This is a genomic window from Fibrella forsythiae, from assembly GCF_017353175.1.
Classification (GTDB): domain Bacteria; phylum Bacteroidota; class Bacteroidia; order Cytophagales; family Spirosomataceae; genus Fibrella; species Fibrella forsythiae.
Genome location: NZ_JAFMYW010000011.1, coordinates 190,588 through 206,943, shown reverse-complemented (window position 1 = coordinate 206,943; position 16,356 = coordinate 190,588). Strand labels below are relative to the sequence as shown.

12 protein-coding genes are annotated in these 16,356 nt (G+C 50.2%); 3 read left to right on the top strand and 9 right to left on the bottom strand.

The window, feature by feature from the left end:
* Nucleotides 1-132 precede the first annotated feature (132 nt).
* Both secDF and J2I46_RS27895 read right to left on the bottom strand, forming a co-directional pair.
* Nucleotides 133-3,240 (bottom strand): protein translocase subunit SecDF, encoded by a 3,108-nt coding sequence (gene secDF, locus J2I46_RS27900; protein ID WP_207332388.1) that lies wholly within the window; start codon nucleotides 3,238-3,240, stop codon nucleotides 133-135.
* 143 nt (nucleotides 3,241-3,383) lie between these two features.
* Nucleotides 3,384-3,755: a hypothetical protein gene (locus tag J2I46_RS27895; RefSeq protein WP_207332387.1), complete on the bottom strand. Its 372-nt coding sequence runs from the start codon at nucleotides 3,753-3,755 to the stop codon at nucleotides 3,384-3,386.
* Between the two features lie 247 nt (nucleotides 3,756-4,002).
* Here J2I46_RS27895 and J2I46_RS27890 point away from each other — a divergent pair, with 247 nt between their 5' ends.
* Nucleotides 4,003-4,875, top strand: coding sequence for a mechanosensitive ion channel family protein (locus J2I46_RS27890; protein WP_207332386.1), 873 nt, complete (start codon nucleotides 4,003-4,005; stop codon nucleotides 4,873-4,875).
* A gap of 48 nt (nucleotides 4,876-4,923) precedes the next feature.
* Here J2I46_RS27890 and J2I46_RS27885 read toward each other — a convergent pair whose 3' ends face one another.
* From J2I46_RS27885 to J2I46_RS27870, 4 genes are all read right to left on the bottom strand, one after another.
* The gene (locus tag J2I46_RS27885) at nucleotides 4,924-5,505 is read right to left on the bottom strand and encodes a Maf family protein (RefSeq protein ID WP_207332385.1); all 582 of its coding nucleotides are present in this window, start codon (nucleotides 5,503-5,505) and stop codon (nucleotides 4,924-4,926) included.
* Between the two features lie 79 nt (nucleotides 5,506-5,584).
* Nucleotides 5,585-8,092, bottom strand: a complete 2,508-nt coding sequence (locus tag J2I46_RS27880; RefSeq protein ID WP_310589093.1) for a DUF5686 family protein — start codon at nucleotides 8,090-8,092, stop codon at nucleotides 5,585-5,587.
* 400 nt (nucleotides 8,093-8,492) lie between these two features.
* On the bottom strand, nucleotides 8,493-10,001 hold the full coding sequence (locus tag J2I46_RS27875) for a hypothetical protein (RefSeq protein ID WP_229379983.1): 1,509 nt from the start codon (nucleotides 9,999-10,001) through the stop codon (nucleotides 8,493-8,495).
* 93 nt (nucleotides 10,002-10,094) lie between these two features.
* Complete coding sequence (locus tag J2I46_RS27870) at nucleotides 10,095-10,508, bottom strand: DUF2147 domain-containing protein (protein WP_207332383.1); 414 nt, start codon at nucleotides 10,506-10,508, stop codon at nucleotides 10,095-10,097.
* Nucleotides 10,509-11,401: 893 nt separating this feature from the next.
* Between J2I46_RS27870 and J2I46_RS27865 the strand changes: the two genes are divergently transcribed.
* Nucleotides 11,402-12,274, top strand: a complete 873-nt coding sequence (locus tag J2I46_RS27865) for a lysophospholipid acyltransferase family protein (RefSeq protein ID WP_207332382.1) — start codon at nucleotides 11,402-11,404, stop codon at nucleotides 12,272-12,274.
* On the opposite strand, the gene J2I46_RS27860 is transcribed toward J2I46_RS27865, so the two are convergent.
* Both J2I46_RS27860 and J2I46_RS27855 read right to left on the bottom strand, forming a co-directional pair.
* The gene (locus J2I46_RS27860; protein ID WP_207332381.1) at nucleotides 12,275-13,981 is read right to left on the bottom strand and encodes a GMC oxidoreductase; all 1,707 of its coding nucleotides are present in this window, start codon (nucleotides 13,979-13,981) and stop codon (nucleotides 12,275-12,277) included.
* A 22-nt stretch (nucleotides 13,982-14,003) separates the two neighbouring features.
* The gene (locus J2I46_RS27855) at nucleotides 14,004-14,744 is read right to left on the bottom strand and encodes an SDR family NAD(P)-dependent oxidoreductase (RefSeq protein ID WP_207332380.1); all 741 of its coding nucleotides are present in this window, start codon (nucleotides 14,742-14,744) and stop codon (nucleotides 14,004-14,006) included.
* Between the two features lie 100 nt (nucleotides 14,745-14,844).
* Here J2I46_RS27855 and J2I46_RS27850 point away from each other — a divergent pair, with 100 nt between their 5' ends.
* Nucleotides 14,845-15,255, top strand: coding sequence for a GNAT family N-acetyltransferase (locus J2I46_RS27850; RefSeq protein WP_207332379.1), 411 nt, complete (start codon nucleotides 14,845-14,847; stop codon nucleotides 15,253-15,255).
* Here the strand turns inward: J2I46_RS27850 and pheA are convergent.
* Nucleotides 15,237-16,310 carry a prephenate dehydratase gene (gene pheA / locus J2I46_RS27845; protein WP_207332378.1) on the bottom strand — a complete coding sequence of 358 codons (1,074 nt, stop codon included), beginning with the start codon at nucleotides 16,308-16,310 and terminating at the stop codon, nucleotides 15,237-15,239. The two genes, J2I46_RS27850 and pheA, sit on opposite strands and share 19 nt — an antisense overlap.
* Between the last annotated feature and the right edge of the window lie 46 nt (nucleotides 16,311-16,356).

Genomic DNA, 16,356 nt, shown 5'->3' with positions numbered 1-16,356 from the left:
AAGTTTGGTGATTTAAGCTTTCTGTGAAGTATTAATTGGCAATTCTAGCAGAAATATACCGACTTTACACATACTACGTGTAAAAAGCCGAATGAGGTCTGTCCTCATTCGGCTTTTTGGGTACTATTCAACTTATTTCTGCGACGGCTTGATCAGCGGCGTCTTCACTTTCTTCTCTTTAGCAGCAGCCGTTTGCGAGAACTCCTCAGGCGTAGCAGCTTCCTTGTCCGTAAAATCAGCAGGAATTGCGCTATAGCCTGTTTTAGGAGCTAATGAAGTAGCTGGCTTGTCGGCGTCGAGCGTGTCTTTGCTCAGCGTATCAACCACGATAGGCGTGGCTACAAACAGCGACGAATACGTACCTACGATGACACCGATCAGCATGGCGAACGAGAAACCACGGATGGTTGCGCCACCGAAAATAAACAATACCAGCAGTACCAGCATCGTAGACAGACCCGTTACGGCCGTACGGCTCAGTGTGCTGTTAAGGGCGTTGTTGATAATTGTGGCAATATCTTCTTTTTTGCCTTTGTTCTCATTCAGGTATTCGCGAACCCGGTCAAATACCACCACGGTATCATTCATTGAGTAACCCATGATCGTCAGCAGGGCGCCAACAAACGCCTGGTCAATATCGAGCGAGAATGGCAACCAGCCGTTACCGATCGAGAAGATCGCGAGGATGATCAGTACGTCGTGGAACAGAGCCACAACCGCACCATACCCAAAGGCCAGCCGCTTGAAGCGAATCAGGATATAGCCGAACACCACCGCTACCGCCAGCAGGATCGACCAGATAGCCGAATAGATCAGGTCTTTGGCAATCGTTGGGCCTACTTTCTGCGAACTCTCGATGGTTGCTTTGTTTCCGCTAATGCTCGACAAACCTTTCAGTACCGCTTGAGAAACCTGCTTGTCAGCGTCGGGAGCGGTATTGTCGATATCATAACTGGTGGTCATTTTCACCTGGTCGGCGTTGATACCGGCACCACCGTAGGTTTTCACTTCCGGCTCGATACCACCCAGCGACGGTGTCACAGCGGCACGTACCTGATCCGTTGTGATCGGCTGTTCGAACTTGATGACGTATGACCGGCCACCTTTGAAATCGACTCCCAGACCGAAGCCTTTGAACAGTACCGATACGATACCGGCAATGATGATGGCCGACGAGATAATGTAATATGTACGACGGTGCGATACGAAATCGAAATCAGACCCTTTGAACAGGTTTTTCGACCAGGGCGATGAGAAGCTCAGCGTACGACCACTGCTCACGTACCATTCGATCATCAGACGGGTGATGAGCAGGGCGGCGAACAGCGACGTCAGGATACCGATGATCAACGTCGTGGCGAAACCTTTGATCAGACCTGTACCGAACAGGAACAGAATGATACCCGTCAGGAAGGTCGTTACGTTCGAGTCAAGGATTGACGACAGGGCGTTTTTGAAACCGTCAGAGATCGCCTGCCGCAGGGTCTTACCCAACTCTAGTTCTTCTTTGATCCGTTCGTAGATCAGTACGTTGGCATCTACAGCCATACCGATCGTCAGGACGATACCGGCAATACCGGGCATGGTCAGCACGGTACCAGGCACCGCTGCCATTACCCCCATCAGGAAGAACAGGTTGACGAACAGCGTGATATCGGCGATCAGACCGGCGCGGCTGTAGTACATGGCTACGAAAATCAGGACGATCAGCAGACCAACCAACGACGACACAATACCCGCCTGAATGGCTTGCGAACCGAGGGTAGCCCCTACGATGTTTTCTTCAACGATGTTGGCGGGCGCATCCAGCTTACCAGCTTTCAGTACGTTGGCCATATCCTTGGTTTCTTCAACGGTGAAGTTACCCGTGATGCTTGAGCTACCGTTCGGGATCTCGTTCTGTACGTTTGGTGCTGTATATACCAGCCCGTCGAGCAGGATAGCTACGGGGCGGTTCACGTTGGCAGCCGTCAGAGCACGCCATTTTTTCGCACCCTCAGCATTCATACGCATCGTTACTTCTGGCCGACCGCGCTCATCATAATCGTTACCGGCGTCAGAGATTACACTCCCTTCCAGGGGCGCTTTTCCACCTGTTTTTTTCACGAAATACAAGGGCAGCAGTTCGCGGCGTGGGTTATTGCCCTGCGCAGCGATTTCGGTGGCTTTTCGGTCCCAGGCAAATACAAGATCGTTCGGGAAAACGGCCCGCACTTCCGGATCGTTAAAAATGGCATTGGCGCGAGCCGTGTCTTTCAGATCAACCGCCAGTTGGTCTTGCGAAATCGGAATAAACAGGTTAGTCAGGGCAGCCTGCGTCTGGGCCGAATCGGCCTGTGTTTTGGCCGTGTCGGCTGTTGCGGCTTTTTTAGCACCACCCAATTGGGCAGCCAAATCGCCTGTGCTGGCAGTCCCAGATACAGTAGCCGATGGTTTTGCTTTGGCAGCGGCCAGCTTACGCTCCGCTTCGGCTTTGGCCAGGTACGTTCCCAGTGCTTCCAGACCCGGCGAAATTTCGTTCAATTTGTACACTTCGGTAAACTCCAGCTTGGCAGCACCTGTCAGCAGGCGACGAATCCGATCTGGATTATCAACACCAGGCAATTCAATCAGGATGCGGCCCGTACCTGGCAGGCGTTGTACGTTCGGGTTTGTTACACCGAATTTATCGACCCGCGCCTGGATAACCCGGAACGACCGGTCAATGGCACCGCTCACTTCGTCGTTCAGGAAGCGTTTCACTTCAGCATCCGACGTTTGGTAGTTGATCCGGGCCCGGTTAGCGCTCGTTGCAAATACGCTGGCCAGTTTAGCACCGGGCACTACCTCTTTGTAGTTGTTTACGAACAGATCGACAAAGCTCGACTGGCTTGTCTGCTGATCTTTGGTTGCCCGTTTGATGGCTTCGTTGAACTGTGGATCGCGGGTATTACCGGCCAGCCCGCGCAGTACTTCACCCGGCGACACCTCCAATACCACGTGCATACCACCTTGTAGATCAAGGCCCAGCCCTAATTCACGCTCAGTTACTTCCTGGAGGGTATTGCCCAGATAAACAGGCTGCTTCCAGAGTGAGTCAATATAGTGTTGCTTCTTTTTGATATCTACCTCGCCTTTGCTGGTAGCATACTGCTCGGCATCTTTCTTGATGTTGCGCGAGACGAAGGTAAACGACAGGTAATAGAGGCATAGTACCGCTATGATACCCGTCAGAACCAAAACGACGGTTCTGTTTTGCATGATGTTACGAATTGGAAATTGGATGAAAAAGAAAGAAAAAGGAGTTTACAGTTTTCTGTTTACCCTCTTCTGTTGGGCGGCTACATCACGTTTCTCGTATTAGCAGCGCAACAGAAGAGGGTAAACAGAAAACTGTAAACTCCTTAGGGTGCATTCGGCGCAATGAGGTGGCCGAAGACCTGCCGCAAATACGACGAGTAGTATTGAGGAACATCAAACACCCGACGCAACAGAGGGCGATCGAGGGTGAGGAGCCGGATGTCATTGGCAAACAGCAGGTATGTTACCTGCGAGAAATCAAACGATAAGGCAGGCGACACCACCGCTTCATCAAGAGCCGCTTTAACAATTGTCTCTTCTTTCTGCTCGGTTGCCTTCCGTGGTTTCGAAGCTGAGGCCGCCGTTTTTACTGGTTGCCTGGCCGCACGCAACGAGGGGCCAATTCCGCTATGAAGCAGAAAAAGCAACCCGGCTAACGAGAGGGTTAAGAAACGATGTAACAGACGATTCGGCATGTGTATTGACAACGCGGATTACAAATTTCGCACCAAAATTGACTGCAAGCAAGAGAAAGTTGGGGCAACCGCTGATAAAAATCCGTTTATCAAGCTTGTCAAGACAAACAGAACCTGCTATTCAGAATAAAAAAAGTCCTATTTGTCAGTTTCATCGAGCCTTAACAGCGTAGGATGCAGTAGGGCCGGTTAGGCGGAAATTGGGCTCATCCAGGTCAGTTGGGCCTGAAGTACCGACCTTTGCAGCATGGACTTTTCAAAAATAATTTCATTACTCTACACCGAATTGGCCGGTTGGGCGAGGTATGGCGTCCGTCTTATTCCCAGGCTGGCCCTGGCGCTGATTATCCTGATCGCAGCCGTCATCATTGCCAGATGGGTCAGCCGCTGGGTACGTGCCGGCCTGAATCGGGTAAGCAGAAACGAGTCATTGGCCACCCTTACCGGATCTGTTGTTCGGGTTATTGTCGTGGCCGTTGGCCTGTTCATGGCCCTTGGCGTTTTAGGGTTAGAAAAAACGGTAACGTCGCTGCTGGCTGGGGCAGGCGTTATTGCGCTGGCCGTGGGTTTTGCTTTTCAGGACCTGACCGCCAACTTCATTTCGGGAACGATGATCGCCCTGGCACGCCCTATTCAGGTGGGCGATACCATTGAAACCAACGGGTTTACCGGCAAAGTGCTGTATGTCAGGATCCGCTCTATCCTGCTCGATAACGGACAGGGACAGACTGTAGAAATTCCCAGCAAAGACGTTTTTCAGAAACCAATCATCAACCATTCGCGGAACGGACTGCGACGCATCGAGGTAGCCGCCGGCGTTTCGTATCTGGATGATCTGGCGAAAGCCAAACGCATCGCTCAGGACGCCGTAAAAGCGCTTCCCTTCATTGTGAAGGGGCAATCGGTAGAACTTCACTACCGTGCTTTCGGCGATAACAATATTCAGTTTATGCTCTGGTTCTGGATCGATCCGTTAACGACAAACGCAGCGGCAGCGCAAAGCGAGGCAATTATGGCCATCCGAAACGCGTATACCCGGAACCAGATCCTGATGGTCTTCGCCGGCCACACGTTTGATCTGAAACAGAAGTTGTTCGGTAACGCAGAAGAGAAAGAGTAGCCGCTCCAGGTACGTTGTCCGGGCGGGCGGTGTGCGCTTCGATCCGCGTTACAGTTCGAACTGATAAGGGAGCAACGCTTTGTATACACGGTGTGTAGGTAGCCCCATCACGGTATAGAACGAACCTTCGAGCCGGTGTACGCCCACTAATCCGATAAAATCCTGAGCGCCATACGCCCCTGCTTTGTCGAAAGGCTTGCAAACACGGATGTAGTAGTCAATCTCCTCATCCGTCAATTCGGTGAAATAAACCGTTGCCTCATCGGTAAAGGATATTGTACCCTCAGGAGCGAGCAGACAGACACCTGTTCGTACCCGGTGGGCTCTGCCGCTTAGGCTCCGCAACATCCGGTGTGCATCTGCTGCATCAACCGGTTTATTCAGAATCTGGTTGTCGAGAATAACTACCGTGTCGGCGCAAAGCACAAGCCGCTGCCCCAGATCGGCTGTGAATTCTGCCGCTTTCTGACGCGCCAAAAATTCGGCAACTTCATCAACGGGCATATCAGCGGGAAATGCTTCGTCGGTTGGGCGGGTCTCAACGGTGAAGGCAAAACCGGTATCAGCCAAAAGCTGCCGACGGCGGGGCGAACCCGACGCCAGCACTAATGGGTATTTCAGAGGGAACATACGCAATAAGTCGTTCTTTCGCCCCGCTGTCAGTGAGTGTACACCAACAGTTCACAGCGGGGCGAAAGGGTAGTTCTAGTTAGAAGCTAAATTCAATGCCGCCTTTGATAACAAAGCGGTCGACACCGGGGCCAAGGTAGTTTAGACGATGAACGACCTGAATGCGGAACAGTTTGAAGATGTTACTAATGCCATACCCAGCTTCGATATATGGGATTTTCGGGTCCAGCGAGCCAAATACGGTTGGGCGCACGCCAGGCCGAACATCCTGCGGAGCATCGACACGCCGGTTTGGCTCACGCCGACTCCCCCAAAGGATGTCGGTGTTGGCCCACAGACGCCAGTTCAGCTTTTTGATCAGCGGAATACGGTTGAACACAAACCCATCAAAACCATGCTGCCAATGCAGTGTTACGAACTGGTCGCTAACGAATTCGTAGAACTGCATCCGGTTAAAGGTATTCGGAGCAAAGAAAAACGTAGGGTTACCGGTGTGCGTAAATAGCAATGGAGCGGGTAGCCGTGACGGTGTGTAACCCGCCTGCAATACATACGATGACCGGCCCAGTTTACCAAATTTCAGTGTCTGGAACGCCCGTAAAGAGTACCGATCGTAGCTAAAGTCACCACCAAATGCACGGTGCCCGCGCGTATATTTCAACCAGATAACAGGGGTACGTTTGGTTGCAATCGGAATACGTTCATTTCCGTCCATAATGTACGTTTCCTTTCGGGCCAGACGGGCTTCAAACGACCAGTACGAATCGTTAAAGTCGGGGCGGGTAGGCGAGTTATTATCCAGGTCAGGCTGGGTACGGTAATGGAATGGGAAGGTCGGCATGAATGTCCGATCACCAATGGCAACCGTAAACATCATTCCTTTCAGGGGTTCAGTACGGAAATATAGCTCCTGGCTATTGCTATAATAGCCCCCCCGATACTGACCAAACCGGCTAAATGCATAAAATACCTTATTGCCATTGATCAACTCAGGCGTAAAACCCAGCCGTTCAAGGTCATAGGCCAGTTTGGCACCAATGACGGTCCATTTCCGGCGCGAGAGGATGTAATCATATTCTATTCCGCCCTTGAACCGGGCATCGCCGGTACCATAGGCGGCATAAGCCCGCAACACCATCGATTTACTGAAATTACCGTTAGTACGAAAGCCGGCTCGTAAGCGCAGCCCTTCAATGTTATTGACCGCCAGCGCATACGGATAGGGCCCCCAGTCGATTGGCCCACGGCGGTACCAGCCAGTGGTGGCAATCCGGGTGAGTATCTCGGTTGTTCGTACCAACGGTACTGCCCGCAGGGTATCGATCAACTCCTGAACTTTACGGTCGGCCGTACTCAGCGAATCGCCGGCGCCCAGGTTCTTACGAACATTTGTCCAGTACAGATCTTCGGCTATGGCATCCTCTTTCGCGTCTCCTTCCAGTTCCTCGATAGGAACAGTATTTGTTTTCGCGGTATCTGCCACCGAAACGGTTCGATCGTAGAAACTGAGGGGCTTGGGTTTGTTGAGTACAAATCCGCCGTTGCGCGTTACCTGTTGGGCCATAGCACCAATTGAGTTTTTGCCGATCCCATACAACTCAGCAGTCGTTCGCATGGCTACAGGCATCCAGCCAATTTTATTACCAGCCGAATCAAGCGCAGGCTCCAGTTCCTGCTCAATCTCCAGGCGCCGCACATAGTTTAGGTTTGCCTCAGGGCCAACCTTTGCTTCGAGCATCGTTAACGCGAATGTGGTCGTGTCGATCCACATTTTACCGGTAAAAAGCAGATCCTGTTTATTCTTCGGGTCGAACTGAATTTCGTAGCAGATAAACTCACCAACTTTAGTTGTGTCGGCCAGATACATTGAATACCACCCCTTCCAGTCGGCACCTACGGGCGAGGCAAAATCTTTCCCCAGAACACGGATGTAGTTCTGGTAAAAGTTATAACTGAGTGCATTACCGCCCACAAATTGCGAAATAATTTCCGGCTCAACCACGTCCATTCCCTTCAGACGGGTTTTCAGAATATCTTCATGCCGACGCTCGGGCGATTCGCGGTAGTAATATTTACTGACAGACTCGGTCATCATCAGGGGCATCATTTTGCGCCCCAGGTCGTCGGTAACGGAATCTTTTTTATCCATTGCCGCCAGCACCTTTTTAATCAGCGGATTACTGCGAAGCTTATCAGAAATATGGGTCAGCGAGATACTGGTTTTGGCGTAGCTATCATATTCATACGCTCTGATACGGCTCCGGTCATTTTTGTCCAAATTCCTGCGGACGTTGCGCAGAATGCCCCAGGCAGGATTTTCGCCAGCACGCACTACCACCTCCTGCAACACTTTGCCAGCAGGAGGCAACTTTAGCAGTACTTGCTGAACCAGTTTAGTCTTGTCGATCCAGAACCGCTTCACGCCAAAGCCCATCGAACTTACGTAAATCGAATCAGTTAACCGTATTGTTTTCAGCGTGAAAAGCCCGTTCTCATCCGATGTGACACCCGCATTACGGCCAACCAGCGCAACACTGGCAAACGGTATACCCGCTCCTGAGCGGGCGTCAACAACTGTACCACTCACAACATAAGTTGCCGTCTGAGCAGTTACTGAATGACCAGTCAAGCTTGTAATTGCCAGGAAAAGCAGAAAAAGCCAAAACTTAGTAAAGTACAATTTAGTCATGTATGATGCGAGTGCTTGCACAAATATACGGTAAGGCAAAAGATACCGATGAGTACATTCTACTAAAGTGGCAATTAGCAAGTCTGAAGTGAGTAAATGACAGGTTGAATTGACAGACCAATATGCACTTTACTTAGGGTAAGTTCTCTGGAATTAATTGACTAAATTACGAATGGTTACACAAGAAAACGTCATTAAAAAAACAGAAAAAGCAAAATTAATTACGCTCTTTTAAACAGAAAAAAGGGAACTGTTTACAAATACTATTTGCTTCCGGCCAATAAACCAACTACTTGCCCTAAATGAACACCTGGTACTGGAGCGTAAGCTGCCCCAAACGGCCAACAGGAACAATTTTAGTATTCTCGAGGGCCGACTGATAATAGGGTCGGTTCTGGTAATCAAGTGTAAATTTTCCGTTGTGTCCTTTTAGTAGGTAGTTTATACCTACATGATAGACGCCCAGCGTTTGGCTTACACGCTGGTAGGTGGCAATCTGAGCCTGAGCATATGGCATTAGCGTACCATTCCCTGCCCCAAATAAATCCTGCTTCATCAGGTACCCAAGCTGTGCATAAACAACACTACCTGTTCCAAACATTGGGAACGCATTACCCTGCGTACCACTGATACTACCTCCACCCGGCGCTGATGAATTGGCAATAGCCGAGGCCGGATTCATGATCCCATTGAAACGCAGGTAGTTCGTGCCATAATCGGTATGGAAGTAACCCAGATAAGCGTTAATAGCCGTGCCGGTTGTTGTGTTCAGGGGCATATCCAGGAAAGAAGCAACAGACCAGAGGTTCATTGTCTGATACGTGGTATCCGTTGAGCCCGTTTCTTTAAGCCAGATTGCTCCTTTTTGCGTGATCAAACCGGCTTCCAGATTGAATACCCGCTTCTTACCCAGGTACGTTCCCGTCATATACCCAGGCACCTGATGCGGTTCCTTATCCAGGAATTGGTAGGTTAAAAATGCCTGATACTGTTTGTGGTGGCCTTTGAGCGCAAAGCTGGCATTTGGTCCTAGTGCTGGCGGTGCTGCGCCATTGGTCTGGATAGGAAAAGGATCGCTGATGGCAAACCGATAATCGAGTTGGCCGACCTGCCCACGAGCATAGACCGTTAGCTTACGCGCAAACTCATCTGTCTGGTCAACCGTAGCCTGTGCAAATACAGGTACGTCCATACTCATGATGGTAGCCACGCTGGGCTGCGTGAACCGCGATAAACCGTTTACGATTGTTAGACCTCCCCCTATTTTCAGGTAGTCTTTATTTTTCACGACCTGGTATTCGCCCAGTGCATCGTGGAAAAAGGCAGCAATTTTCCGGTTAGATGGCGTTCCGGTTGTGTTGAAAGCCGGGAAGCCATTCAGGTAATTGAAGTTATTCATTCCATACTGAAAGTACAGGAATACACGGTCGCTGATCTGCCCATATAACTGCATTCGGGTGCGGCGCAGACCAAAATCAACCGTCTGAGTAGCGGGGTCCTGAATAACCGTTGACCCGGGATTGTTTTGATTGAAACGTACCCAGGTTTGATTCAGGAACGTAATTCTGAAGAAGTGCGAGCCAGACTCGTTCAGAGTATACCTGAGCTCGTTCTTGTCAGCAGCAGGCTTCTTCGGTATTTTATCGTCTGTGACGTTCGGACCAGCTGGTAATGTCTGACCTGGAGCTACCCGCAGAGCGGGAAGCGTGTCTGTAACAGTAGTTGCTGAAAGAGCTGGTGAAGGTACAGTTTGAGCACGGCCAGCGATTGTCAGCCAACTCAACCCAACAGCTAGAACTGTTTTCATAACTGGTCGAATTTATTAGGGCGCAAAACTACCCTACTAACCCCTTACGAGCCGTTAAAAACCAGTTGAAGAAAACTTAAGAGGAGGTTAAACCTAGTTAGTAACCTGCTGACGTGTCAGTACCAGTTCTTTACTGATAAAGCGTACGCCTTTATAAACGGTAGCAACCAGGGTGTTGGCGTTGGTCATTCGCATCTCCACGTCGAACTTCGACCCTGATGATGGATGAATCATAGTTCCTCCTTTCCACTCGTTACCAGCATAGGATAGGTTGGTCAGTACAACCTGATTATTAATGTTGCCATAATCGTTGGCGCAGCTGGCACTAATGGCAGCCATACGGCCAAAGTAGCGGCCATTCTCACGGTAAATTTCTACACAAGTCTGTTTCTTCGGGAAGAGCCATCTTCCCAAAATCCGGTCAGCACTCGCGTCAGTTGACTGACCGGCAGTGGTAACAACTAAACACAATAAGAGGCCGAGGCCAAGTTTAGTAATTAAAAACATGAGAACGGGTTTGTTGTATACTGACACTTAAACAGCTAACGAAAATACATAGTTTCGTTGAAAACAGCTCAAAGTCTATAATTATTCTAGATTTAATCCCACACTGATTATGCGGCACAAAAAAGCCGTCGGAGAAACTCCGCCGGCTTTCCGCTTCTATCCACACCATTACAGAGTAGGTACATCGCTGCACCTTACTCTGATGTTCAACCTTCCCTTTGTAAAGGATCTATATACATAATCGGTAACTGGCTTAACACAGGATTACCTACTGTATGACAATTTGTGACTGAGCATCGCTACTACGCTTTTTTGACTAACAGAAAGCAATCTTGCTCTTCAGCATAGCCACGCCGCAAAGGATACCACGCCAGATTTATGATGCTCATCCCGAGTATCAGAACTGCCTGACTACCAGTTCAATCGCGAACCCGACATCTAACGTAACAGCTATTAGTCTTCTATTCTACTGGATTAACGCTGGAGCGGACTTAAAAATTGCTCTCTTATTGCAGAACAGCTTTTAGTCGGCACTTAAAGTGAATCAAAAATATGGATCGAACAAACTCAAGCGAGTAAACGGTAAAAATTTGACTGTATCCTGTTCTATAGACTGTAGCAATAGATCGGCTAAAAAAAGCTACCCAGGATTCCTGAATAGCTTTCCGACTATATCCACACCATTTAAGGCTGGCTGACCAGTTTTTTGACACCGGTAGAATCAACCTTAGCTTTAAATGAAAGCCAGCAAAAGTATTTTATACCCAAGTATAACTATTGGCTCAAAGATTAAAATAACATTAAAATATGCATTACTTATTTAATGGCAAGTGGTCGATGGGCTAAATGCTGCCAGTCAATGATGGCTTCACTCCTGCTTATCTTTGCTGATCATGATCATTTTGAACCTTATTGCCCGCCTGCCTTTTTATATTCTTTATCGCCTGTCAGATGTCTTGTTTATCCTGACTGCATACATCATACGCTACCGGCGGCGGGTTATTCTTGATAACCTTCGGCATGCATTTCCCGATGAATCGGAAGCCCATATAAGTCGACTGGCGCGGGGCTTTTATCGTAACTTTTGCGACCTGATCGTTGAAACGATCAAGCTACCTGCAATGTCGGCCGACGAAATGCGCAAACGGGTAACGGTGGTCAATGGCGAGCAGGTACGTAACTATTTGAAAGAAGGACAGACCCTATTGGGCGCAGCAGGCCACCAGTGTAACTGGGAGTGGGTACCTGCCGCTACTCTTGTTAATGGCATTGCCGTTGATTGCGTATATAAACCTCTACATAATCACGCCTCAGAGCAGATGATGCAGCAAATTCGCGGCAAGTTTGGGGCGTATTTGATTCCGATGAACCGGCTACCGCGCGAGATGGTTGCCCGTCGGAGCATACCACGGATCATTGCGCTCGTTGCTGACCAGATGCCCAACATCCCTGAAGTGGCTTACTGGACCAACTTTTTCAATCGCGACACGCCTTTTTTCCCGGGTACGGAGCGGCTGGCACGCAGCCAGCAATTACCCGTTTTTTATCTGGATCTGGTACGGGAAAGACGAGGCTATTACAAAGCCACATTTGTTCTGTTGGCAGCACCGCCCTACACCGACCTGCCCTACGGTGAGATTCTGGAACGGTACCGCGACAAACTGACCGAGACCATCCGCCGACAGCCATCTAACTGGCTCTGGTCGCACAAGCGCTGGAAACACCATCGGGGTGAGTACCCGAAAATCATGACCAAACTGGATTGATCACAAATTCTTCCGCTTCAATTCAGCAACGGCAAAATTGGCAGCACGGGCCGTTAATGCCATAAATGTTATCGATGGGTTCTGCGTGCTTGTACTAGTCATTGCCGCGCCATCGGTCACAAACACGTTTCTGGCCGTATGTAGCTGATTATGAGCATTCAGCAGCGACGTTTTAGGATCGTGACCCATGCGTACGCCCCCCATTTCATGAATGTCCAGGCCAGGATTTCGCTTGTCGTCGGAAGGCCGGATAGCCACATGACCTGACTGCTCAAGCATATATGTACCCTGCTCGAGAAAGTCGTTCAGCATTTTCTCGTCGTTCTCTGTGTACCCGATTGACGTTACCAGTTGCGGAATGCCCCATTGGTCTTTTTTGTCTGCGCTCAACCGCACGTGGTTATCGTAGCGGGGCACAGTTTCGCCCTGCATCATCATGTAGGTGTGCCACGGACCCGGCTTTGTCATGTTTTCCTTTAACTCGGCTCCGAAACTAGCCTCACCTGCAACACCTTGCCCCCGACTAGCGCTGAATGCCACCATGTAACCCCGCAAGAAGTCGGTTTCCTGCCGATGTACATTCCGGAAATTCGGCATGAAGGCAGTAGTTGGCCGGCGACCATAATAGTAGCCGTCTGCAAAACCTTCGTGCGTGGCGTTTAGTGAGCCACGATAATTGTGAAAGGCAACGTACCTACCCAACAGGCCATTATCGTTGCCAAGGCCATTCGGAAAGCGGTGCGATCGGGAGTTGAGCAGTATCAGATTCGTATTGAGGGCAGCGGCATTCACGAAGATGATACGCGCAAAGTATTCTGTTACCTGCTTTGTATTGGTGTCAACCACCCGAACACCGGTTGCTTTCCCTTTCGATTCATCATATAGGATTGACTCAACCACTGAAAAGGGACGCAACGTCAATTTACCGGTCTTTGCTGCCCACGGCAGTGTTGACGAATTACTACTAAAATACCCGCCGAAAGGGCACCCCCTATAGCAAAGATGACGGGCCTGACACTGGGCCCTCCCCTGGTCGAAATGAATTTGTTGTGGTTCAGTAAGGTGCGCACAACGACCAATGATAACGTACCTGTCTTTGTAGAGTGACGCTACCGTTTTCTGTACCTCTTTCTCCACACAGTTCAACTCCCAGGGTTTCAGAAATTCACCGTCAGGAAGTGTATCAAGGCCATCCTTGTTACCACTGATTCCCGCAAATCGCTCTACGTGGCTATACCAGGGGGCAATGTCATCGTAGCGGATAGGCCAGTCAATAGCAGCGCCGTCACGGGCGTTGGCTTCAAAATCGTATTTACTCCAGCGTTGGGTCTGTCGGGCCCATATCAGCGATTTACCACCCACCTGATACCCTTTGATCCAATCGAACGGCTTTTCCTGAACATACGGATGCTCGTTGTCTTTAACAAAAAAGTGCTGGGTGCCTTCGTCAAGCGCGTAGCATTTTGTGGCAATCGGGTTTTGTTCATCGAACGCCAGCGGCATCCGGTTACGGTGCGGAAAATCCCATGGATTGTTCAGCGCCGTCGGATAGTCGTCGATGTGCTTCACCTCGCGGCCCCGCTCCAGCACAAGCGTACGCAGGCCTTTACCCGTTAGTTCCTTAGCGGCCCAACCTCCACTGATACCAGATCCAATAACGATGGCATCGTACGTATGCTGTTCTTTACCCGGTCCGTTGATATTCATGGTTAGTGGGGCTAAAACCCTTCTATTTCCGGTGAATGGTTGTAGCCGCCGATTGGGCAGCCGCTAAGATCGTGATGTCAGCAATGGTTACGTGGGCCGGCGCCGACACGGCATAGGCAACTGTATCCGCAATATCGGCAGCCTGCAAGGCGTCGAAACCAGCGTATACCTGCGCAGCGCGGGCTTTATCGCCCTTGAAACGAACCGTCGAGAAATCGGTTTCTACGGCACCAGGCGCAATGTTGGTCACTTTTATTCCGTGTTGGGTAAGGTCGAGCCGCATACCTGTGCTGATGGCTTCAACTGCTGCCTTACTGGCACAATAAACGGCCCCGTTGGCATAGGTCTGCTTGCCGGCAATACTGCTCATATTCACGATATGCCCCCGCTGGCGACTCACCATCCCCGGAACTATAGCCTTCGATACGTAGAGAAGCCCCTGTATATTTCCGTCAATCATGGCATCCCAGTCGGCCACATCGCCATCCTGAATGGGCGACATACCGTATGCATTCCCGGCGTTGTTGACCAGTACATCAATCGACTGCCAATTTTCGGGCAACGAAGTAAGGGCAGTGGCTACGGATTCATTGTTGCGAACATCAAAAACAAGCGTATGCGTATCAACGGATAGCTGTTTAGCCAGTTCGTCAAGTTTTTCCTGGCGACGACCGCACAGAATGAGGTTGTACTTGAGTTTGGCAAGGGCTTCGGCTGTGGCCCAGCCAATACCCGACGATGCGCCTGTGATGAGTGCAATCATGTTGAAGGTTATAAAGTGCTATAGTTGATTAACAGCCCCATTCTTTTTTAGTTGGCCATTGTGAACGTACTTGCCATACGATCAAGTACATCTCTGAGTAATGTTTAGTCGCATTTCCCCCATCACGGCCGCCGACACCTACCCACTCCGTCATTCGGTTCTCTGGCCAGAGAAACCCCTGGATTATGTTCGTATCGACAATGACGAAACAGGTCATCATTACGGAACGTACCTGGACGATGAACTGGTTGCCGTGATTTCGCTTTTCGTTACCGGAACGGCTGCTCGTTTTCGCAAGTTCGCCACCCAACCCAACCACCAAAATAAGGGGCTGGGTACGTTGCTACTACGGCATGTCTTCGAGGAAGCGAAGCGGTTAGGTGCAGAAACGATCTGTTGTGACGCGCGCTTGTCGGCGGCAGCGTTCTACGAGCGCTTCAACATGAAACCCATTGGCGATGTCTTTTACAAAGGTGCTATTCCCTACCAGCATTACGAAACGCGCACGTAGCTACCCAGACATTTTAGCTCAGTGGCGTGTTTACGCAAAATTTCTTTTAGCGCTGGTTCCTGTGCGTGTCCTTCGCATTCCAGTAAAAACCAGTACTGAAACGTGGCACCATTGCGTAATGGTCTGCTTTCAATTTTGGTGATGTTGATGCTTCGCTCGTTGAACTCCTGCAGAAACGTAGCCAGCACACCCGGCTTCATGGTCTCCGGCAGGCGGGCAATCAGCGTGGTCTTATCCTGACCGCTCGGTTGGTTCTGGAAGTTTTTGGCCAGAATGAGAAAGCGGGTACGGTTCAGGTCACTGTCTTCGATGTTGTCGAACAAAACCGGCACACCAAACAGTTTGGCGGCAATGTGTGAGCAAATAGCCGCCGAGTGGGGTTGCTGGGCTGCCAACTTCGCCGCTTTCGACGTCGATTCGACCGGCACGAGCTCTACTTTCATGCCGTCGAACGTATCCTGCAAAAATTTACTACACTGCCGGAAAGCAATGTCTTTCGAGTAAATATATTTCAGTTCAGACAGGTCTTCTGTTTGAGTAGCAAACGTGAAATGAACCGGGATGTGGGCTTCTGCCGCAATGCTGATATCCCGTTCATTAAGCAGGTCGATGGTTTCGTTTACGACACCTTCCTGGTTATTCTCGATCGGCACCACGCCAAACCGCGCCCGGCCAGTCTCTACGCTTTCAAACACCGAGCGAATGGTTGGCAGAGCGGTATAGGCACTCAACGCACCAAACCGGCCTTCGGCACACTGGTGTGTAAAGCTCCCTTCCGGCCCCAGATAGGCCACCCGTTCGGGCAGTTCCATATTACGGGCAACGGCAAATACTTCCAGAAATATGGCTTCAATAGCGGCTTCGTTCAACGGGCCGCTGTTTTGGGCCACCAGCCGGTCAATGATCTGGCGTTCGCGTTCGGGGCGATAAATGATCGAGTTGGTTGAGCGTTTCAATTCGCCTACGTGCCTTACCAGTTCCATTCGCTGATTCAGCAAAGCCAGAACCTGATCGTCGAGGGCGTCAATGTCAGTACGGAGTGATTCGAGGGTCATGGCGTAAAATTAAGAATTGGGAATTAAGAATGAGGCTCTGCCAACC

Coding starts and splice junctions, on each gene's coding strand:
- J2I46_RS27895 (WP_207332387.1), bottom strand. CDS start 3,755: ATGCCGAATCGTCTGTTACATCGTTTCTTAACCCTCTCGTTAGCCGGG.
- J2I46_RS27875 (WP_229379983.1), bottom strand. CDS start 10,001: ATGAAAACAGTTCTAGCTGTTGGGTTGAGTTGGCTGACAATCGCTGGC.
- J2I46_RS27885 (WP_207332385.1), bottom strand. CDS start 5,505: ATGTTCCCTCTGAAATACCCATTAGTGCTGGCGTCGGGTTCGCCCCGC.
- secDF (WP_207332388.1), bottom strand. CDS start 3,240: ATGCAAAACAGAACCGTCGTTTTGGTTCTGACGGGTATCATAGCGGTA.
- J2I46_RS27870 (WP_207332383.1), bottom strand. CDS start 10,508: ATGTTTTTAATTACTAAACTTGGCCTCGGCCTCTTATTGTGTTTAGTT.
- J2I46_RS27890 (WP_207332386.1), top strand. CDS start 4,003: ATGGACTTTTCAAAAATAATTTCATTACTCTACACCGAATTGGCCGGT.
- J2I46_RS27860 (WP_207332381.1), bottom strand. CDS start 13,981: ATGAATATCAACGGACCGGGTAAAGAACAGCATACGTACGATGCCATC.
- J2I46_RS27850 (WP_207332379.1), top strand. CDS start 14,845: ATGTTTAGTCGCATTTCCCCCATCACGGCCGCCGACACCTACCCACTC.
- J2I46_RS27855 (WP_207332380.1), bottom strand. CDS start 14,744: ATGATTGCACTCATCACAGGCGCATCGTCGGGTATTGGCTGGGCCACA.
- pheA (WP_207332378.1), bottom strand. CDS start 16,310: ATGACCCTCGAATCACTCCGTACTGACATTGACGCCCTCGACGATCAG.
- J2I46_RS27865 (WP_207332382.1), top strand. CDS start 11,402: ATGATCATTTTGAACCTTATTGCCCGCCTGCCTTTTTATATTCTTTAT.